The organism is Yersinia bercovieri ATCC 43970 (genome assembly GCF_013282745.1).
Taxonomy (GTDB): Bacteria; Pseudomonadota; Gammaproteobacteria; order Enterobacterales; family Enterobacteriaceae; genus Yersinia; species Yersinia bercovieri.
Genome location: NZ_CP054044.1, coordinates 4,306,857 through 4,327,240, shown reverse-complemented (window position 1 = coordinate 4,327,240; position 20,384 = coordinate 4,306,857). Strand labels below are relative to the sequence as shown.

Below are 20,384 nucleotides of genomic sequence, written 5' to 3'. Positions count from 1 at the left end.
AAAGAGGGCATTGATGGTGCCTTGTCCGGCGACTATACCGCCTTGATCCTCGACATTATGTTGCCTGATATGAGTGGTATCGATGTGCTGCGGCAAGTGCGGAAAAAAAGCCGTTTACCCATCATTATGTTGACGGCCAAAGGCGACAATATTGACCGGGTTATCGGCCTTGAGATGGGGGCAGACGACTACATGCCAAAGCCATGCTATCCGCGTGAACTGGTAGCTCGGTTGCGTGCAGTACTGCGCCGTTTCGACGAACATCCAGACTTATCATCCACCGATGACAGCGTTATCACCCACGGGGATTTGACACTCAATCCGTCAACTCGTAGCAGTGAATGGCAGGGCAAGACATTTGATTTGACCGCCTCGGAGTTTAATTTGCTGGAGCTGCTGCTACGGTCACCGGATCGTGTGGTCACAAAAGATGAGTTATCAGATAAAGGGTTAGGGCGACCACGGGAAGCTTATGACCGCAGTGTCGATGTGCATATCAGCAATATCCGCCAGAAACTGGCCGCTCTGCCGGGGAATACCCTGAATATTGAAACGGTACGTAGTATTGGCTATCGCATCAGATAATCGCCATCAATGAAATGAGATAACATATGCGTGGACGATTGTTCTGGAAGATCCTGCTGGGTTTTTGGCTGACCTTTATTTTAATGACCCAGATGCTGTGGGTGGTGTTCTCCTTCTACGGCAATCGCCATGAACCGCCGGAGCGCGAGATGGCACGCCAGATTGCCAAATTACAAATAGCGTCAGCCGCTGCGGTATTGCATTCCGGCGGCTTGCCAGCGTTGAATGCAATGATTGCTGACTGGCCCGAGGCAGCTAAAAAGCAGTTATCAGTCTTGCCCGCCGCCATGATAGCGCCAATGGCTGGAGCCGTCCCCGTTGAGCAATCCGCCCCCAGCGGCAATGAACCTGAGCTTCATCGCTCGGAGGTCACGACCTGGGCCAAAAGCCCCGATGGGCAGGGTTATCGTATCAGCTATAACATTGATGGTTTGCGGGGGGGAGGTGAGCCTGGTGAGAAGCGCCGTGAAATACTCAATATTCCGATCCCGATGATTTGGATGGGGCTATTAGGCGGCCTGTTCTTCAGTGCGCTATTAGCCTGGAACCTGACGCGGCCAATGCGGCAGTTAAGGGCGGGTTTCGAGCGGGTGGCACAGGGCGATTTATCGGTGCGATTGTTGCCAGTGATGCGCCGTCGCCATGATGAGTTGACGGAAGTGGCGCGTGATTTTGACTCAATGGCCGAGCGCCTTGAGGCGCTGGTCAGCGCCCGTGAGCAGCTGCTGCATGATGTCTCCCATGAGTTACGTTCACCGCTGGCTCGCTTGCAATTGGCTATCGGGCTGGCGCGTCAGAATCCGGGTAACGTGGAGAACTCATTACAGCGTATTGAGCATGAGTCGCAGCGGCTGGATAAGATGATTGGTGAGTTATTGGCGCTTTCACGTGCTGAAAACCATGATTTGTCCGATGATGATGAATATTTCGATCTGCATGAATTAGTGAAAGTGGTGGTGAATGATGCTCGCTACGAGGCGCAGGTGCCGGGGGTGGAGATTCTGCTACAGGTCGCGCCACAGGCAGTCGAGTTCACCGTTAAAGGTAATGCCGAGCTGATGCGGCGGGCAATTGACAATATCGTTCGCAATGCACTGCGTTTCTCTGCCCATGCTCAACAGGTAAAAGTGGCGCTGTCAGTGGTTGATAAGAGTTATCAGATTCAGGTGGTCGATCAAGGGCCGGGGGTAGAGGCGAGTAAGCTATCCTGCATTTTCGACCCTTTCGTGCGCGTAAAATCTGCGATGTCTGGCAAAGGTTATGGCTTGGGGTTGGCCATTACGCGGAAAGTGATTCTAGCCCATGGCGGGCAGGTCGAAGCAAGAAATGGCGAGCTGGTGGGCTTGGTGATTACACTGCGGATACCACGTTGGGTTGCCGCTGATTAATTGATTTTAGCCAACAAAAACGGCACCCTTGGGTGCCGTTTCTTATTCGTAGCGAGAAATTACTTCTTAATACGAATAATTGGCGTCTCACCAACGGTGACACTGCCAGACAACTTGATCAGCTCTTTGATCTCGTCCATGTTGGAGATAACCACCGGCGTCAATGTAGACTTGGCTTTCTCTTCCAGCAGGGCCAGATTGAACTCAATAACCACATCACCTTTCTTGACGCGTTGACCCTCTTCTGCGATGCGTTTGAAGCCTTCGCCTTTCAGTTCAACAGTATCAATACCGAAGTGGACGAACAGCTCAATGCCGCTGTCTGATTCGATAGAAAAAGCATGGTTAGTTTCGAAAATTTTACCGATGGTGCCGTCAACAGGAGCAACCATTTTGTTGCCTGTCGGCTTGATGGCAATACCATCACCAACGATTTTCTCTGCAAAAACAACATCAGGTACATCTTCGATGTTGACGATTTCGCCAGACAGTGGTGCAACGATTTCAATAGTACCGCTGTCTTTTTTATCATCTGAAACCAGTGATTTCAGTTTATCGAACAAACCCATGATCTTCTCCTAAGTATTTATATTGGGCAGCGTTCCAGTATCGTGGAATTAGCAGAGCGTTTTTTCTTCGATGAATGTGGTAACTAAATCCATCAACTCCTTCGCTGTTGGTTGAGCCAATGCCTGCTCTGCCAACACTTTCACATCTTCGAAATTCGTATTGCGGATAATTTTCTTGATGCGTGGGATCGAAATCGCACTCATGCTGAACTCATCCAGCCCCATGCCCAATAGCAACAGTGTAGCACGTTCGTCGCCAGCAAGTTCACCGCACATTCCGGTCCACTTACCTTCAGCGTGAGATGCATCAATAACCTGTTTGATCAGCCCCAATACCGATGGCGACATTGGGTTATAGAGATGTGAAATCAGCTCATTACCACGATCTACCGCCAGAGTATACTGAGTTAGATCGTTTGTCCCAATACTAAAGAAGTCAACTTCTTTAGCTAAGTGGCGAGCGATGACCGCCGCCGCAGGTGTTTCAACCATGACACCGACCTCGATAGTTTCATCGAAGGTTTTGTTTTCTTCACGTAATTGGCTCTTCAGCAGCTCAAGTTCTGCTTTCAGCTCGCGTACTTCTTCAACCGAAATAATCATCGGGAACATAATACGCAATTTACCAAATGCTGATGCCCGCAAGATTGCTCGCAGCTGTGCGTGCAGAATCTCTTTGCGATCCATAGCAATACGGATGGCGCGCCAGCCCAGGAATGGGTTTTCCTCTTTCGGCAAATTCATGTACGGCAGGTCTTTGTCACCGCCGATGTCCATAGTACGGACGATCACGGCCTGAGAACCCATAGCTTCCGCAACGGCTTTATATGCCTGGAACTGCTCTTCTTCAGTAGGCAGTGAGTCGCGGTCCATGAACAGGAACTCGGTACGATACAGACCAACACCTTCAGCGCCATTACGTTCAGCACCGGCGATATCACGCACAGTACCAATGTTGGCAACCACTTCAACCTGATGGCCATCAAGCGTGATAGCAGGCAAGTCTTTCAGTTTGGCCAGATCATTTCTTTCGGTGATGTATTGATTATTCACCGCCCTCAACTGCTCAATAATATCAGCAGTTGGGTTTAAATAGACTTTGTTGTTTACTGCATCGAGGATCAAATAGTCGCCATTCTGCACTTGTTTGGTCACATCGGTGGTGCCGACGATAGCCGGTAACTCCAATGAGCGAGCCATAATGGAGGTGTGAGAGGTACGGCCACCTAAATCGGTGATGAACCCTAACACTTTATCCAGATTCAGCTGTGCGGTCTCTGATGGCGTCAAATCAGTTGCAACCAGAATCACTTCATCCTGAATGGCACTTAAATCGACAATGTTCAGGCCGAGAATGTTTTTCAGCAGGCGTTTACCGATATCACGTACGTCAGCGGCACGCTCTTTCAGGTATTCGTCATCCAGCTCTTCCAGGGCTTTTGCCTGCCCTTCAATCACTGAATAAGCGGCTGCGTCGGCAGTGGCATGCTCATCTTTGATGAGGGCTATGATTTCCTGCTCAAGCTCTTCGTCTTCCAACAGCATGATATGCCCTTCGAAGATAGCAGCTTTCTCTTCGCCGAGGCTTGCTTCAGCTTTGGTCTTAATCGCTTCCAACTGTTCTGCGGCCTTGGCCCGGCCAGTTTTGAAACGCTCGACTTCCTGCTCCACTTGGTCAGCAGAGATCTTTTTCCGGTTGATAACAATCTCATCTTCTTTCAGTAAAAGTGCTTTACCAAAAGCGATACCCGGTGATACTAAAATGCCTGAAATCATAACCCTACCTTACTCTTGACTGGTGTTAACTTAAAAAGCGTGCGTGATTACTCAAGCTCAGCCATCAGTTTTACCAGATGCTCAACAGCTTTCTTCTCATCTTCGCCTTCAGCAGAGATCGTAACAACCGTACCTTGGGTCAGGCCCAGAGTTTGCAGTTTGAACAGGCTCTTGGCGCTAGCGCTTTTACCGTTAGAGATCACAGTAATTTCAGACGCGAAGCCTTTTGCTTCTTTTACGAACTGGGCAGCAGGGCGGGTATGCAGACCGTTTGGTGCAGTAATAGTAACTTCTTGCTGGAACATTGTATTTCCCCAACTTATTGGATTTATGTTGTGGAGCTAAAGTTTAGTGTAAAACCGAAACTTTAGCCTGTATTGGTGCGCGTAAAACGAGACTATTTGACTCGCGCATGACTATGCCTCAACCACCGGCAAGTCACAAAGACAGTTTCTGATGCAACCTGAATTCAGGTCTAAAATCAGCACTGTCGTATCTAAGAATAATGCTCTCTTTACATTATGTCTTCAATCAGCGTGAGCTGATGACATTTTTTGTCACTTTGCATAACGCATTGCATAATAGATAAATCGATTCAGCCTGAGAAGCATCAAAGCTGCGATTAATTTCGCGTATCAAAATAATTGTCCGGTTAAATACTAAACCCAGAGGCTAAAATCAATCTTTATGTAGTAAAAACTTTGAAGTGCGCCACAAAAAAAGCACCCATAAGGGTGCTTTTTTAGCATTTAGTGCGACGGCATCACTACTGTTGCAGCTCTTGCTCAGTGAACAGATCTGCGAACAAAGCCGTGCTCAAATAGCGCTCACCCGAGGAGGGAAGAATAACCACAATTGTTTTGTCAGTAAAGCCATCTTCCTCAGAAAGTTTGACCGCCGCGGCAACCGCAGCGCCGGAAGAAATACCGGCTAAGATGCCCTCTTCATCCATCAAACGGCGGGCCATAGAGATGGCTTCGTCATTGGTTACCAGAGCAACACGATCAACCAGTGTTAGATCAAGGTTACCGGGAATGAAGCCAGCACCGATACCCTGAATTTTATGCGGGCCGGGTTTGATTTCCTGACCTGCTAATGCCTGAGTAATAACCGGAGAGTCGGTAGGCTCCACCGCAACTGTGGTAATCGCCTTACCTTTGGTGTTTTTGATGTAGCGGCTGACCCCGGTCAAGGTGCCACCGGTGCCCACTCCAGCGATAAAGACATCGACTTCACCATCAGTATCTTCCCAAATTTCTGGGCCGGTGGTTTTTTCATGAATTTCTGGGTTCGCTGGGTTACTGAATTGCTGCAAAATGAGGTAGCGGTCTGGATCAGTCGCTTGAATCTCTTCTGCTTTAGCAATTGCCCCTTTCATTCCTTTGGCGCCTTCGGTCAGCACCAGGTTGGCACCCAGCGCTTTTAGTAGCTTACGGCGCTCGATGCTCATAGTTTCAGGCATGGTCAGGGTTAATTTGTAACCGCGTGCGGCGGCAACAAATGCCAGCGCAATGCCGGTATTGCCGCTGGTAGGCTCTACCAGCTCTTTATCTGTCGTCAGAATGCCGCGTTTTTCAGCATCCCAAATCATATTCGCGCCGATACGGCATTTAACGCTAAAACTTGGATTACGTGACTCAACCTTTGCCAAAATGCGTCCGTTACCGATACGGTTCAAACGAACCAGCGGCGTATGGCCGATTGTTAAAGAGTTGTCTTCATATATCTTGCTCATAGCCCGTCCTTTAACTCTATGAAAATGTAGGAAACGTTCAAAGCATACGCTAACAGTATGGCTATGGAAGTAAGTAATTGGTATATCGATATGTGATTAGGAGATAAGAACATAATCACATGGAGAAAGTTATTTTTTTATAATTAGTTATAAAATAAAGGAATTTTAATAACTGAATCATCTTTTAAAAACAAAATAATCCGCCCTTAAAATTCTTCTGCAAAACCCCTGCAAAACTCTTCTGCTAAACTGGTCAGTTATTGCTCCACTTTAAACCGCGATAGTGATCCACTCCTTTCCTCTGTCGTCATTGTATTTATCCGTCATTGTTTGATTTTTGTGACCCAGTAGTGATTTTGTATCGATGCCTTGCTCGCGGTATAACCGTTCTGAAAGCGATCGCTGGTTCGTGAAATGTTGGTGGTATTTGATTAGCATTTATGCACACAAGGTTCTCTGGGTTCTATGTCAACAGGTACCGAGTCTGCTCACACTAAAAGATTCGATATTGTTCTCGCTAATCTTGGTGATAAGGCATTAAAACTGAACAAGATTTGCCACCCCTGATGGAAAAAATTCGAACTTGATACCGTGGACGAGACGTTATTGAACGGCTCATTGAAACCAAATGCATCAGTAAGGGGATTTGCAGTGTTTTCCTCACTGGATGATTCTGTATATAAGTCAACATTTGTAAAAGCATCAATTGATTGTAAGTAACATTAAGTAGCCTGCCACTGTGTTAAAGAAATCCGCCATCCGCGCGGAATTATCTATTTAAGGCCTCACCTAACTAGTTGAGGTTTTTTCATTTCTACATCCGTATGGTGCTGGGTTGGTTAATCCAATCGTTGTGAAACAGTACTCAGTGGAATGTGGTGAAGTGGTCAAGCCCGATAACCATTGCTGTTGTAGATACGAGGCTAGAGACCTCGGTGGCGGGCCAAATGAGATGCAAGAGATAATGGGATGGGCTATGTGAAGAGATTAATTATAGTGTTATCTATGGTGGTGATAATTGCGCTTGGCTTATTTTCACTAGGGAAATTAAAAGAAATCGCATGTCCAGCGCAATGTTAGATGGTTGGTTTCTGTTCGTATTTGCCCTAAGCATGGGAACTAAATGGCAGAAGGGCACAGTTGGTTTTGATACACACTACTGACCCCTACCACTACACTAGTACCCTAATTGTGCCCTTGGTGTGAAGTGACTACCGGGAAAGATCGACAACCATTCAGGCCCCTGAGTTAATAGCTCGAGGGCTTTTTTACATGTGGGATTATCCCCTATGTAGAATCAGAGGAATGTGGTTAAGCCGTTAAGTGCAAAGCCCGCCAAGGTGGATATCACAGCAACAAAGCTTACCCACCGACGAATAATGAGATCACACTCTCATTTTTAGCTATTACCATTTGCTCGGGAGACTCTGCCGTCATTAGTGTCAGTCTCGCCGATTATTCGGCATCCTTAAGCTTATTTGTCGCTGATTATAAAAGCGATTTTACCCGCCATCAGTTCATTTATTTGAGCTGTTGTCTCCGCAAAGAGATGATGACATTAAGTTCCGGATGCCGATGGCGGGTGTTTTTTATATACAAAAGCACATTGGGTTAAGTCGATGAAGGATCGCCGGAGGTATCCAGTGTGCTTACCTATTTCCGCCATTAGCTCAGGAGGATAGAGCGGTCATGTCTGTGGATATGAGGGTGCAGGGTTCAAGTCCCTGATGGCGGTCCAAATGAGTCACAATAGAAAAGCGCGTCGGGTTGTGCTGATTGGTATTATCGGCGTCTTCTGGGGAATGACCCGATGCGCTCCTCCATTTTGACTTAGTATAAATATTATGGAAAACACGAAGCCCTGACTCTAGCCAATCAGGGTTTTTGCTTTCTACATTCGCCTGAGCATCACTGAATAACGAGTTCACATCCCAATCTATTTAGGACATTGCTGCAGCAGTGGTTGGTGTTCAAGCGAATGTGGTGAATACGTGACCTACTGCTCGCGATGAAAAGGGCATAGAATGATTACTCCTCTGAATTGGAGGTTGCATGATCAAGAAGATTTTAAACAGTAAGTTGGCAGGCTATATCGTAGGAATACTGATTGCGATTGGCCTTGGCGAAAGCTTCATCACGACTCGCGAAGAAGCGGACAAATTCGCTAAATAACCCAGTAACTAAGTTTAAGGCTGCCTATTCAGGTGGCCTTTTTCCGTTTTAGCCCATCAGTCACCCAATCAACTCCACACACTATTAACAGATGAGTGGCTGCACTGGTGGTCATTGTGTCAGCGCTGTTTTTTAACAGTTACCGCCTCTCAAATTGTTGTTTTAAAAAATATCTTACTGACCATTTTCCACTTCCACCAGAATCAGTGTAGCCATCAATCCTAAAACGGTGACTCAGAACTATCACGCAGATTTACATGGCTTATATCGGCCCATTTGGCAGATGCATCAGGACACTTGAAATATTGACACATCGTCCCGATATATTGAATAAACCCCCCCTCATTTAAAACATTGTATAATAATGCTGGCCCAGTAATAATTATAGTCTGTTCTAATCTACAGTGGCTAAGAAATGGATTAGGTACTGACATTTTAGAAAATGGGTCATACTCTAAGTTTGAACGTTTCTTTGACCATGTATAGTTTTCGTTGATTGGGGCAGAATAATTTCTTTCTATAGAATCTAGCATCAATTTAATCCAAGGGTGGTTTGGTGCTACCGCAATTATATTATTTTGAATTGCAGCTCTCCCTGGAACAACCTCTCTTACAGAGAAACCATATTGACTTTGAACCGCAGATACATTCAACTTTGAGTATAACTCTGCATCTAGATCTAAATAAACCCCGCCAATATGATATAGAATCAATAAGCGTAATATATCTGATGCTGCGGCATAATTCCTATAGGCGCCAATAGACTCACGTATAAATGCGCTGTAGTTTCTTACGTTTACCTCTTTTAAATACTCGCCAATAACTCTAACTTCTATGTTATTTACAAAGTACAGTTTACTCTCTCTTAAGAAAAAATCCGCATATGAATTTGCATCTACAATTACCGCTTTTAGACGATAATATTCTGAATAACTATCAGTCCAGATAATGAATTTAAATCCAATGGAATTTTTGACAACATGATTAATCACTCTGCAAATTTGATTTGTATTTAATGGTGAACCTAACCAAATATAATGTATGATTGAAGGAACCGTTGTGTTCACTGGCATAATTGGTGGGTTATAAGGTTTTTCATTGGTTTTTTTGTGTTTTACATTCTCAGTCTCACCAAAACTAATACTTATTGGTCTTTTCATTGTAATTTTCCATTCATTGGTTTCTAAAACTAAATTGGCATAGTCCTATTAGTTACACTACAAACGAGAGCATATATTTAATAGGTTAATTGTCTGTGGCGTCAGATTATTTACCAGATTGAGATAATAAAAAAAGGTCTCAGTTGATAAGGTTTAGTCACACATTTTACGCCACTCGTCATTTTCGGGGGCCTCCACTGGAACCTTATTTCAATCATACAGCCAGCGGCTTGCCTTGGCTGATTCGATAAGCATATGGACTGTAAGCGGCTCAGGTTTATGACGGTCTGATTTTAAGCGCTCATGAAGAATACTATTAGGCAAAAAAGGAAAAACCACCTGGGGAAAATAACGCCTCCAGTATATTTTGCTGCAATCGACATTAAACTTTTCAGAATATTTATCCATTAACTCATAGATATCTTCGGGAACTGTTTGATGTTCACCGGTACTGAGCGATGAATCTATCTGTAACTGACAACAACGCAACTCATCTTTGACGAATTGTAGTACCGCCTCATGAGTGTTCATTCCAAACGATCCCTTGACGAAACAATGAGGTTGTAACGGTGAACACTTCTATACCCGATAATACTAATATCATAAGCTGTAATGGCTACACCTAGCCAAGGTATCCACCTACCGATGAGCCCACCCAAACTTGTCGATCTTGCCCAGCCTCCACCAATTAATGTCTTCCATGTTGGTGATCTCCAGCGATTGTTAAGGCGACATGAGATCATGCGACGAAGGGATAAATGATAGAAGGCTAGTGCCGGGGGGGCTGTATGTGGCTTACCGGGGACGGGAATGATGTTCAATCCTCCAAGAATGAAAGCAAAAGCAACGATATCTATCCCGTTGAATTGCTTTTCAACTTCATCAACAGTGACCCAAAAAGCTAATTCACCCTGAGACAGATTGTGCATTTCTTTAAAATAATAACCACTTACTTGCTCAACCGTATCCATAGCCTTCCCTGATTGTTACAGTATTGTTTCAATCATATTGGGTTTTATCTAATTACTCCTAATGATTTAAGCTCCGAATGTTCTGAAAATAGAGTGGTATTATGGACGCAGCCCGAAAGACTGCGTACCAGTTATGTTAATTTCACTAAGGCTGAAACCAATCATCAGCGCTTTCCCACGTCTCCTGCAAAATCTCTTCGACCGTCTTTTTATCCTCGCTAGCCCCGCCCAGCACTGTTAATTCATCGGCACCCGCAAATCTAACCTTCACGTGAATATCGCTAAATTTACGACTGAGGCGTTTTGTTAATTCTTCCGTCAGTGCATTGGTATAGCCAAGAGGAAAACTCTTGGCGTTCAGCTTATCTATCGTCACTTCGACACGCAGCATAAATTCCCCTCAAGTTAAATATCGATAACCAGCCACTGTTCGGCTTCATTAAACATTTCCTCAACCAGTCGATTGATAATAGCTTTAGTGCGGTCCTCTTCTGACATTCTGTGCAATAGTATTCTGAAAATGACAGCAGTCGCTGCATGTGTATTGAGTTACGTAAAATAGACTTACATTTTGAAAGTTCTCATTCGTATAACTAGTGCGGTAGTCTGTGCTAGCTGGGAACTCGTAGCGAAGTAGATTATTCCTATTTTATCCACACTGAATAATGAAAGGACAACATTATGGCGGATAGCAACCTAACACTCACGACTAACCACAGATTACTTAATATTATATCCCGAGATACAAATATTATTTTTTTTAACAATGTAGTTCATTTTATAAATGGATTAGATATCAGACAGTTGGACGTTTTTGTGGGTACTTTAAATTCTTCAGCTCGGACATTCAGATTATTAAAGAAATATGCTGGGGGAAATGCTGATGCACAGAAAATTTTGGATAATATGTATGGCGGGATTATTTCTCACATGTTTGAACCAAGAGGAAGTGCTAACTATAAATATTATATTTACGACCCCATAACAAGTGTTATTTCCTTCTTTTCGCATAATCTTCGGGAATGTTTGCCAAGTTCGATATCAAATGTATTGTTCTATTTTTGCGGTGATATCTATCAAACATACACTAGAATTAATGAAAATACGCTTTTAAATACTTTCCCACAAGCGGTATCCATTGGTTCGGGTTTGGCATCTAATTTACTAGCTACTGTAACACATGATTATAATAAGGATTCTTCTACTGCCACTCCTGCCGCTCCTACGGGTAATACTACCTTCATAATTGATAGTGCTTTTAAAGCAAGCGTAGCCGTTTGGTTCGTCATGTCTGCATTGAGTAATACTGCAAAATCTTATTATACTTATAACGAAACTCGCCTAAAGATGCTTGGTGATATAGCCTCACTAAGGCAGAGTGGTATAAAATTCTTTAATGATATAAATGAAAAATATTCATCAAAAGATGATGTTCTGTTGGACTTAATAAATCATCATAATGATTATATAAATTATAAGGAACCTTTAAGTCGCATACTTAATTCAACATTATATGTCCCCGACAATGCAGGTACTTATCAGTTAGATATGGATAAGGCCTTTTATTTAGGTGGTGTTGATTATACTTATGAGCAAGCCAAGATATGGGAAGCTCTATTGATAATGGCTACGACTCATACAGTACCCACAGCCCGGAACCAAACAAGATCGCAGATCCCCAGACCAGTAGTCATACCACAAAATGTAAGCCCTCACAGGCCTAGGGCAAGCACACTGGGAGTCCGACCCGCCTGGAGATAATTCTGAGTCATTGCCAACTGAACTCGATAATAAAATGACTTATTGCTAGCCACCAGTTATGGGGTGGCATATTCCATTTTTTATGATTTCTTGCCATGCCACCTCCCATTAAGTTGCTGCTTGTATAAACAGTAATTAATTCTTTTTCTGTTGAAAAAGCTTTCTGCAAAACTATTTTTCTTTACTTGATAATCAATAAGTTACAAAGACCACTTTTAAATATTTTTTACGAATAAAAGGGTCAGCATCCATTGATAAATCATATGATTGTTGGCCCTTGGTGTATCTAAGTAATTGGTATATCGATATGTGATTAGGAAATAAGTTTTAATCCCAATAACAAGGGCGTGACCGGCACGCCCATAGATGATTATCGTGATGGTTGAATAAACTGCTCGCGGTAGCGATCAACCCACATTGCTGTGGCACCGCAGACTGCAACTGGCATAATCACCAAATTGAGAAAGGGAATCATGGTGAATAAGCTCACCAGTGCACCAAATTGCAGGTTATCGACTTTATTCTGGCGTAGCGCACTGCGCATCTCCTGGAAACTCACTTTATGGTTATCAAAGGGATAATCGCAATATTGAACTGATAGCATCCAGGCGCTGAATAAGAACCACAGAACCGGGGCCAGTGTTTGACCGATGCCCGGAATAAAGTACAGCAGCAGTAACACTAAGGCTCGTGGCAGGTAGTAGGCCAATTTGCGCCATTCACGCGCCATAATGCGCGGCAGATCTTTCATTATGCCGATGATACCGGTGTCTGGCAGGGGCTTACCGGTTAGGCTAGCCTCCAGTTGCTCGGCCAGTAAACCGTTAAAAGGGGCCGCGATAAAATTGGCAAGGGTACTGAACAGGTAACTGAATACCAGCAATACCGAAATCACCATAATTGGCCACAGCAAATAGCTCAGCCACTGTAACCAGTCGGGCACATGGCTCATCAATTGTGGTACCCAGTCACCTATACGATTGAATAACCACCAGAAAGCGCCTCCCATCAGCAGAATATTCACCAGTAACGGCAAAATAACAAATCTTCGGATGCCCGGACGAGAAATCAGCTGCCATCCCTGGGCAAAATAGTGGACACCACTGACCTTTTTTACCGCTTTTTGCGTATACGCCATGCCATTCAGTTCTCTATTTGCTTATCGACCCGGGTATCATATCGGTATGATTTCCCACTGCATAGTCACATATTGTGCGAAAAGTGAGCGAAACATCTAGCATAATCATCTTTCTTCGAAGAAAATTGAGCACGGACTTGCACTTGTGTTCGTTGGGAAATAGAGTTAAAGGGTGAATGTTTGCCGCGGTGGCAATGTATTGGAACAACAGAGATAGTAATGATGCAGGATTTGCGTCTGATATTAATCGTTGTTGGCGCGATCGCCATAATAGCGTTGTTATTGCATGGTTTATGGACCAGCCGTAAAGAACGCTCATCACTTTTTCGCGATCGCCCAGTTAAACGTCTGAAACAAGAACGTGTTGAAACCCCGATCGAGAGTCTCGATGAAGGGGTAGGAGAGGTGCGCGTCCGCACCGCTCATCCACAGGAGAAGCCTTCGTTTAGTCATACTGATGACGATGATGAAGAAATGCCGGTTATTCAGCATGATGATGCTAAGCCGGCTCAGGTGAAGACAGAATCTCGTCAGCAGCCTTTTGCTTCCGTGCAAACAGAATATGACGACCCTCTTTTGGGTGGGCTATCTGCTGAGCAACCACCGCATGAGTCACAGCGTGATCCTTTGCTTGGATCGGTTGACGAATCCTATTCACAACCGCGACACGTAGAGCCACAACATGCGGCAGAACCGGCACCTCGTACGGTTCCACAGCCCGAACCTGTTGCTCCTGCTCCTGAGGTGAAACCGCAAAAACTGAAAGAGACCGTTTTGGTGCTGCATGTTGCCGCGCATCACGGTGGTGCGCTAGGTGGCGAGTTGCTGCTACAGAGTGTTCTTCAGTCTGGTTTCCAGTTTGGCGAGATGGGCATTTTCCATCGTCATCTTAGCCCCGCAGGCAGTGGCCCAGTACTATTTAGTCTGGCGAATATGGTCAAACCCGGCTCCTTTGACCCCGATACCATGGCTGATTTCTCAACGCCGGGTGTCTCAATGTTTATGATGGTGCCGTCTTATGGCGATGCACATCAGAACTTTAAGCTCATGTTGCAATCAGCCCAACGTATTGCCGATGATGTCGGTGGTGTGGTGTTGGATGATGAACGCCGTATGATGACCCCGCAAAAACTGGAAACGTATAAGGCGCGCATCCGCGAAGTGCTGGAAGCAAACGCAACCGCCTAATCACGTTGCCTCGCAATGAACCGAATTAACCCGAACCCCCGCATGCCGGGGGTTTTTTATCTTTGATGGTGAGCTATGGAATCGATAATTCAGCAAATTAATCAACTAAGAACCTCATTGCGCCATCACGAACATCAATACCATGTGTTGGATGCCCCAGAGATCCCTGATGCTGAATATGACCGCCTGATGCAGCAACTGCGTGATTTGGAAAGCCAACATCCCGAACTGATTACCAGTGACTCACCGACGCAGCGGGTGGGCGCAGCCCCTCTTGATGCGTTTGAGCAAGTTAAGCATGAAGTGCCGATGCTCTCTCTCGATAACGTGTTTGATGAAGAGAGCTATTTGGCGTTTGATAAGCGGGTGCATGATCGCCTGAAACGCACCGAGCCGCTGACCTTTTGCTGCGAGCTGAAGTTAGATGGTCTGGCGGTCAGTTTACTGTATGAAGATGGCGAACTGGTCAGGGCGGCAACCCGTGGTGATGGCACCACCGGTGAAAATATTACCGCCAATGTGCGCACCATTCGTGCTATTCCGCTGCGTTTACACGGGGATAACATCCCACGTCGGGTTGAAGTTCGTGGCGAAGTCTTTATGCCACAGGCCGGTTTTGAGCAACTGAATGACGAGGCGCGCCGTAAAGGTGGCAAGGTTTTCGCTAACCCACGTAATGCCGCCGCGGGATCATTGCGCCAGCTTGATCCTCGCATCACGGCGAAACGGCGATTGGCTTTCTTCTGTTATGGCGTTGGTTTGTTGGATGGCGGCGAGCTGCCACGCAGCCATATTCAGCGCCTGATGCAATTTAAGGCCTGGGGCTTACCGGTCAGTAATCGAGTGCAGCTCTGCACCGGTAGTGAGCAGGTTATTGCTTTTTATCGTCAGGTTGAACAGGATCGCGCCGGTTTAGGCTTTGATATCGATGGTGTGGTTATCAAGGTTGATGATCTCGATTTGCAAGAGCAGTTGGGCTTTGTGGCGCGCGCCCCTCGTTGGGCAACCGCGTTTAAGTTTCCAGCCCAAGAGCAGATAACACAGGTCCGCGAAGTTGAGTTTCAGGTGGGGCGCACGGGGGCTATCACGCCAGTTGCCCGTCTGGAACCGGTGCAGGTGGCGGGTGTGATTGTCAGCAACGCGACCTTGCATAATGCCGATGAAATTGAGCGTCTTGGCTTGCGCATTGGCGATACCGTCATTGTGCGCCGTGCTGGCGATGTGATCCCGCAAGTGGTGGGGGTGGTGATGGAGCAGCGCCCGCAGGATGCGAAAGAGATCACATTCCCAGAGCACTGCCCGGTGTGTGGTTCTGATATCGAGCGGGTAGAAGGCGAGGCGGTTGCCCGCTGTACTGGTGGCCTATTCTGCGCGGCGCAACGCAAAGAGGCGCTTAAGCACTTTGTCTCCCGTCGGGCGCTGGATGTGGACGGCATGGGCGATAAAATTATCGAGCAGTTGGTGGAGAAACAGTATGTCGAGAACCCGGCGGACTTATTCGAGCTGACGGCAGGTAAACTCACCGGGCTGGATCGGATGGGGCCAAAGTCGGCACAAAATCTGATTGTGGCATTAGAGAGAGCAAAACAGACCACCTTTGCTCGCTTCCTGTATGCCTTGGGTATCCGCGAGGTGGGGGAGGCGACGGCAGCTAACCTGGCCGCTCACTTTCGCAATATGGCAAACCTGCGCGCAGCTGATATTGATGAACTGAAAAGTGTGCCAGATGTCGGTGAAGTGGTGGCTAAACACGTGTTGAACTTCCTCGGCGAGGAGCACAATCAGCGAGTGATCGAAGCGCTGGAGAAGGTGATCAGTTGGCCAGAGCCGCAGCAGATTATTGCTGAAGAGATCGACAGTCCATTTGCCGGTAAAACAGTGGTCCTGACTGGCTCACTAACGATCCTCTCGCGGGACGAAGCGAAAGATCGCCTGACTGCCCTAGGGGCAAAAGTGAGTGGCAGTGTCTCCAGGAAAACCGATCTGGTGATAGCCGGTGAGGCTGCGGGGTCAAAATTGGTGAAAGCGCAGGAGCTAGGGATAACAGTTATTGATGAAGCTGAGATGATCCGTTTGCTGGGTGAATAGTTCTAACATCAGAGGACAGTATGGAAAAAGAGAATCTGATTGAGATTGCCAATACTCGGATGCCTTTTGGTAAATATCAGGGGCGAGTATTGATCGATCTGCCCGAAGAGTACTTGCTGTGGTTCGCCCGCAAAGGTGAATTTCCACAAGGTAAGCTGGGGATGCTGATGGAACTGACGCTGACAATTAAGGTGGAAGGGTTAGAGAGCTTAGTTATGCCGCTTAAACGGGGCTAAAACATGGCGGTGGGCGTAATCTGTCCATCGCCATGGATCGGTTTTATCGGGTACAAACAGCTTAAATATAGACGTCAATCTGGTTTTGAGTAGAAGGGCGGTTGACCCCATCACCTGTCGGCGTACTCGCGCTTAGGCTATCGTTTTTACCCTCTTTGGCTTTTTCCGCTTCCTGCGCCTCAATACTGGCGATTTGAGCTTGCAGCGCGACAATTTGATCCTGAATCTGTCGCTGCTGTTTTCGCAACTCATCAGCCGTCAGACCAGAGTCTTTTAAGGTGCTTAATTTCTCGGTCAGCTTTTGGATCTGCTGATAAATAGACTTAATCTGTGCGGCAGCGCTGCTGTCGGAAGAGCTACTGCTGCTTACTGACGCAGATGCTGCTGAAATCGTGTTCGACATCATGACTCCTTAGAAAAACGTGGGTGGAGTAATGCTTATCGACGACAGAGTATTAACCTTTAATCTTCTATGGCTGTTTTACATAATCTTATCACTAACTTATCACTTGGCGTTTTTATGAGCGCCTAAACAGGGTTCTAAGCGGCTAAACCACCAAACGCAACTCAGGCCAATGTTGTTGCCAGCCTTTACTGGTTATTCGTTGGTGATAGGTGTCGATTTCACCGTTTTTAGGATTCAAAGTAATAGTTCGGGTAAATAGCGCATCCAACCCCCACGGAGCCACCAATTCGATATCCCCACACTCTTTGAGCCTGGCACCAATCGCCGTTTCCACTTCAACCCAATAGCTGATGGCATCTTCTGTGCTGCGATAGGGCTGACGACCACTGCGCAGGTGCATTCTGGCCTGGTTTTTTACTGACCAGGGGAAGGAGGCGTGCTGAGACGCGGCGTTTTGCCGTAACTGCGCCTCTAGCTGTAAATCATGCCGCTCGCTGATGTTTTGCTTATCAAAATAGACTAAATCAATATCATTGAGTGGTGTAGGAGAGTGATGACCGTGGAGCTGATCCCACACGAGATTGCGGACAAATCCTGCGGCCAGACACCACTGATTTAGCCCGAGTTCGCGGGCAATAGACAATGCCTGCATACGATAAGAGTCAGCATAGAGCCATTGAATGATTTGTTGCTGCTGATCCATACCCTATTCCTAAAGTCATCAATGCATTTAGAGTGTGCAGGATAACAGGGGTCAATGACAAAACGGAGGTGCATTTAAAACGAGGCGCGTGACAAGGATGGGCGCTGGAAAGCAAAAACCGGCCATGAGCCGGTTTTTTAAAGAGTGGTGGAGCTAGACGGGATCGAACCGTCGACCTCTTGCATGCCATGCAAGCGCTCTCCCAGCTGAGCTATAGCCCCACAAATGTGGTTGTTCGTGCTGATTTATCTCTGTGCCACCCATTTAACCCATCTGATTAGGCGATAAAGCGCACTGATCAAAAAGGTAAAATTTGGTGGAGCTAGACGGGATCGAACCGTCGACCTCTTGCATGCCATGCAAGCGCTCTCCCAGCTGAGCTATAGCCCCAATGCGCACATAATAAATCGTGTGAACGGGGCGCATGATATGAAACCGCTGAAACAGTGTCAACGGCTAATTCTATTTCTCGTGTTAAGCGCTGAAAAAGCCGCCAAATCAGTCAACAAACAGCAGAATAAATGGAATCCTGCTCACAATTAATGATGCTATCCATATAAAAAAGGCGGCTGAGTAGCCGCCTGATCATATTAAGAATGCTCAGTTATTGCTGTTGCGCTTCGCGTTCGCTGATAAAGGCCAGTGCTTTATCAATTCGGGCCAGTGAACGAGCCTGACCGATAGCATGAACGGTCACATCCATACCCGGTGATTGGCCGGCACCAGTGACGGCAACACGCAGCGGCATACCCACTTTGCCCATACCTACAGCTAACTCGTCAGCAGTGCCCTGAATGGCATTGTGCACGTTTTCCGTGGTCCAGTCAGTGATAGCGGCAAGTTTAGCTTTGACTGCTTCAAGCGGCTGGCGGGCAACCGGGCGCAGATGTTTTTTAGCGGCGTCAGCATCGAACTCATCAAATTCTTCATAGAAGTAGCGGCAAGATTCCGCCATCTCTTTCAGTGTCTTGCAGCGCTCACCCAGCAGCTTAACAATTTCAACCAATTCAGGGCCGTTACGGGTATCGAGACCCAACTGCTCGATATGCCACGACAGCTGCACGGCAACATGTTCTGGCGGCAAGCTATTGATATAGTGATGGTTCAACCATTGCAGTTTTTCAGTATTGAAAGCACTGGCTGATTTGCTCACCGCATCCAGTGTGAATAGCTCGGTCATTTCGGCAACCGAGAAAATCTCTTGATCACCATGAGACCAGCCCAAACGCACCAGATAGTTCAGCAGTGCTTCTGGCAGGTAGCCGTCATCACGGTATTGCATGACGCCAACCGCGCCGTGACGTTTAGAGAGTTTTTTGCCGTCATCACCGAGGATCATTGAAACGTGGGCATATTCAGGAACAGGTGCTCCCAATGCTTTTAGAATATTAATCTGGCGCGGGGTGTTGTTGATATGGTCTTCACCACGAATAACATGTGTGATCTCCATATCCCAGTCATCAACTACCACGCAGAAGTTATAGGTTGGTGAACCATCAGTACGGCGGATAATTAAGTCATCCAACTCTTGGTTGCTGAATTCGATCGGCCCACGGATTTTATCGTCGAAAATGACCGAACCTTCCTGCGGGTTACGAAAACGCACTACCGATGGCTCATCAGCACTGTGGGTACAGTGGCTATCGCGGCAGCGGCCATCGTAGCGAGGTTTCTCGCCATTGGCCATTTGAGTCTCACGAAGCTCATCCAGGCGCTCTTTAGAGCAGTAGCAACGATAAGCGGTGCCTTTTTCCAACATTTGGTCAATCACGGCATTGTAGCGATCGAAACGTTTAGTTTGGAAATACGGGCCTTCGTCCCAATCCAGATTCAGCCAGTTCATACCGTCCATAATGGCATCAATAGCTTCCTGGGTTGAGCGCTCAAGATCGGTGTCTTCTATGCGCAGCACAAATTCACCGCCTAAATGACGGGTGAATAACCAGGAGTAGAGCGCGGTACGTGCGCCACCGACATGGAGATAGCCAGTAGGACTGGGTGCAAAACGGGTTTTGATTTTCATTGGGATCGATGCCTTATTACGCTACGCCGACCAGCAGACGCCGGTTGTTGCTCGAAATTCGAAAAAGTAGGCGCCATTCTACCACCCTCAGGTAATTCCTCAACGATGTTACCAGTAGGCAATCGATGATTACTGACAGATATAGCTAAACAAACGTTCATAGCGGCGATAAATATAGCATCCTGTCTAAATTTGCGGCGAACGGTTGTTTTCGTTTTAAAAACCGTTGACTCACTTCGAACTATCCCTATAATGCGACTCCAACAACACGGCGGGGCGATTAGCTCAGTTGGTAGAGCATCTCCTTTACACGGAGGGGGTCATCAGTTCGAATCTGGTATCGCCCACCAAACTCGGCGTGTTGTGAATAGAAGCAGTAAGTGAGATAGATGAGGGCGATTAGCTCAGTTGGTAGAGCATCTCCTTTACACGGAGGGGGTCATCAGTTCGAATCTGGTATCGCCCACCACTCGTCACTCATGGTT

The 20,384-nt window shown here is 46.6% G+C and carries 18 protein-coding genes, 5 tRNA genes and 2 pseudogenes; 10 read left to right on the top strand and 15 right to left on the bottom strand.

The window, feature by feature from the left end:
- Positions 1 to 585: response regulator transcription factor (locus HRK25_RS20275; protein WP_254451372.1), on the top strand; the 585-nt coding region annotated here is incomplete at its 5' end.
- A 26-nt stretch (positions 586 to 611) separates the two neighbouring features.
- Positions 612 to 1,973, top strand: a complete 1,362-nt coding sequence (locus HRK25_RS19650; RefSeq protein ID WP_032898588.1) for an ATP-binding protein — start codon at positions 612 to 614, stop codon at positions 1,971 to 1,973.
- A gap of 59 nt (positions 1,974 to 2,032) precedes the next feature.
- Here the strand turns inward: HRK25_RS19650 and crr are convergent, their stop codons facing one another.
- The 5 genes and pseudogenes from crr to HRK25_RS20270 form a co-directional block, all read right to left on the bottom strand.
- Positions 2,033 to 2,542 (bottom strand): PTS glucose transporter subunit IIA, encoded by a 510-nt coding sequence (gene crr / locus HRK25_RS19645; RefSeq protein WP_005277622.1) that lies wholly within the window; start codon positions 2,540 to 2,542, stop codon positions 2,033 to 2,035.
- A 48-nt stretch (positions 2,543 to 2,590) separates the two neighbouring features.
- Positions 2,591 to 4,318, bottom strand: a complete 1,728-nt coding sequence (ptsI, locus tag HRK25_RS19640; RefSeq protein WP_005277621.1) for a phosphoenolpyruvate-protein phosphotransferase PtsI — start codon at positions 4,316 to 4,318, stop codon at positions 2,591 to 2,593.
- 47 nt (positions 4,319 to 4,365) lie between these two features.
- A complete protein-coding gene (gene ptsH, locus HRK25_RS19635; protein ID WP_004393588.1) occupies positions 4,366 to 4,623 on the bottom strand; it encodes a phosphocarrier protein Hpr in 258 nt (85 codons plus the stop codon).
- A 461-nt stretch (positions 4,624 to 5,084) separates the two neighbouring features.
- Positions 5,085 to 6,053 (bottom strand): cysteine synthase A, encoded by a 969-nt coding sequence (gene cysK / locus HRK25_RS19630; RefSeq protein ID WP_004877754.1) that lies wholly within the window; start codon positions 6,051 to 6,053, stop codon positions 5,085 to 5,087.
- Between the two features lie 270 nt (positions 6,054 to 6,323).
- Positions 6,324 to 6,474 (bottom strand): annotated as a pseudogene (locus HRK25_RS20270) (integrase); the annotation flags it as partial.
- 44 nt (positions 6,475 to 6,518) lie between these two features.
- Between HRK25_RS20270 and HRK25_RS20265 the strand changes: the two are divergent.
- Positions 6,519 to 6,773, top strand: a pseudogene (locus HRK25_RS20265) (DUF4354 family protein).
- Positions 6,774 to 7,712: 939 nt separating this feature from the next.
- Positions 7,713 to 7,791 (top strand) — tRNA-OTHER (locus HRK25_RS19615).
- Between the two features lie 655 nt (positions 7,792 to 8,446).
- Here HRK25_RS19615 and HRK25_RS19610 read toward each other — a convergent pair.
- The 4 genes from HRK25_RS19610 to HRK25_RS19595 all read right to left on the bottom strand — a co-directional run bounded on the left by HRK25_RS19610 (position 8,447) and on the right by HRK25_RS19595 (position 10,744).
- Positions 8,447 to 9,385 (bottom strand): glycosyltransferase family 32 protein, encoded by a 939-nt coding sequence (locus tag HRK25_RS19610; RefSeq protein ID WP_099460449.1) that lies wholly within the window; start codon positions 9,383 to 9,385, stop codon positions 8,447 to 8,449.
- Positions 9,386 to 9,595: 210 nt separating this feature from the next.
- Positions 9,596 to 9,916, bottom strand: coding sequence for a DUF1493 family protein (locus tag HRK25_RS19605; RefSeq protein WP_032898586.1), 321 nt, complete (start codon positions 9,914 to 9,916; stop codon positions 9,596 to 9,598).
- The gene (locus HRK25_RS19600) at positions 9,913 to 10,356 is read right to left on the bottom strand and encodes an STM2901 family protein (protein WP_032898584.1); all 444 of its coding nucleotides are present in this window, start codon (positions 10,354 to 10,356) and stop codon (positions 9,913 to 9,915) included. The genes HRK25_RS19605 and HRK25_RS19600 overlap by 4 nt, the downstream gene beginning before the upstream one ends.
- A 145-nt stretch (positions 10,357 to 10,501) precedes the next feature.
- Positions 10,502 to 10,744, bottom strand: coding sequence for a DinI-like family protein (locus HRK25_RS19595; RefSeq protein ID WP_032898592.1), 243 nt, complete (start codon positions 10,742 to 10,744; stop codon positions 10,502 to 10,504).
- Between the two features lie 293 nt (positions 10,745 to 11,037).
- Between HRK25_RS19595 and HRK25_RS19590 the strand changes: the two genes are divergently transcribed.
- A complete protein-coding gene (locus HRK25_RS19590; RefSeq protein ID WP_005277615.1) occupies positions 11,038 to 12,117 on the top strand; it encodes a hypothetical protein in 1,080 nt (359 codons plus the stop codon).
- A gap of 370 nt (positions 12,118 to 12,487) precedes the next feature.
- On the opposite strand, the gene cysZ is transcribed toward HRK25_RS19590, so the two are convergent.
- Positions 12,488 to 13,255: a sulfate transporter CysZ gene (cysZ, locus tag HRK25_RS19585; RefSeq protein ID WP_005277613.1), complete on the bottom strand. Its 768-nt coding sequence runs from the start codon at positions 13,253 to 13,255 to the stop codon at positions 12,488 to 12,490.
- Positions 13,256 to 13,474: 219 nt separating this feature from the next.
- On the opposite strand from cysZ, the gene zipA reads away from it, so the two are divergent.
- From zipA to HRK25_RS19570, 3 genes are all read left to right on the top strand, one after another.
- Positions 13,475 to 14,443 carry a cell division protein ZipA gene (zipA, locus tag HRK25_RS19580; RefSeq protein WP_005277611.1) on the top strand — a complete coding sequence of 323 codons (969 nt, stop codon included), beginning with the start codon at positions 13,475 to 13,477 and terminating at the stop codon, positions 14,441 to 14,443.
- Between the two features lie 75 nt (positions 14,444 to 14,518).
- Positions 14,519 to 16,531 (top strand): NAD-dependent DNA ligase LigA, encoded by a 2,013-nt coding sequence (gene ligA, locus HRK25_RS19575; protein WP_005277609.1) that lies wholly within the window; start codon positions 14,519 to 14,521, stop codon positions 16,529 to 16,531.
- Positions 16,532 to 16,551: 20 nt separating this feature from the next.
- A complete protein-coding gene (locus HRK25_RS19570; protein WP_005277607.1) occupies positions 16,552 to 16,767 on the top strand; it encodes a DUF3820 family protein in 216 nt (71 codons plus the stop codon).
- A gap of 61 nt (positions 16,768 to 16,828) precedes the next feature.
- Here the strand turns inward: HRK25_RS19570 and HRK25_RS19565 are convergent, their stop codons facing one another.
- From HRK25_RS19565 to gltX, 5 genes are all read right to left on the bottom strand, one after another.
- On the bottom strand, positions 16,829 to 17,170 hold the full coding sequence (locus HRK25_RS19565; protein WP_032898582.1) for a FlxA-like family protein: 342 nt from the start codon (positions 17,168 to 17,170) through the stop codon (positions 16,829 to 16,831).
- A 145-nt stretch (positions 17,171 to 17,315) separates the two neighbouring features.
- On the bottom strand, positions 17,316 to 17,876 hold the full coding sequence (locus HRK25_RS19560; RefSeq protein ID WP_005277602.1) for a nucleotidyltransferase family protein: 561 nt from the start codon (positions 17,874 to 17,876) through the stop codon (positions 17,316 to 17,318).
- Positions 17,877 to 18,021: 145 nt separating this feature from the next.
- Positions 18,022 to 18,097 (bottom strand) — tRNA-Ala (locus tag HRK25_RS19555).
- A gap of 93 nt (positions 18,098 to 18,190) precedes the next feature.
- Positions 18,191 to 18,266 (bottom strand) — tRNA-Ala (locus HRK25_RS19550).
- A gap of 214 nt (positions 18,267 to 18,480) precedes the next feature.
- On the bottom strand, positions 18,481 to 19,899 hold the full coding sequence (gene gltX / locus HRK25_RS19545) for a glutamate--tRNA ligase (RefSeq protein ID WP_005279974.1): 1,419 nt from the start codon (positions 19,897 to 19,899) through the stop codon (positions 18,481 to 18,483).
- Between the two features lie 274 nt (positions 19,900 to 20,173).
- Between gltX and HRK25_RS19540 the strand changes: the two genes are divergently transcribed.
- Positions 20,174 to 20,249: transfer RNA gene (locus tag HRK25_RS19540), tRNA-Val, on the top strand.
- Between the two features lie 43 nt (positions 20,250 to 20,292).
- A tRNA-Val gene (locus tag HRK25_RS19535) sits at positions 20,293 to 20,368 on the top strand.
- The last annotated feature ends 16 nt before the right edge of the window (positions 20,369 to 20,384 follow it).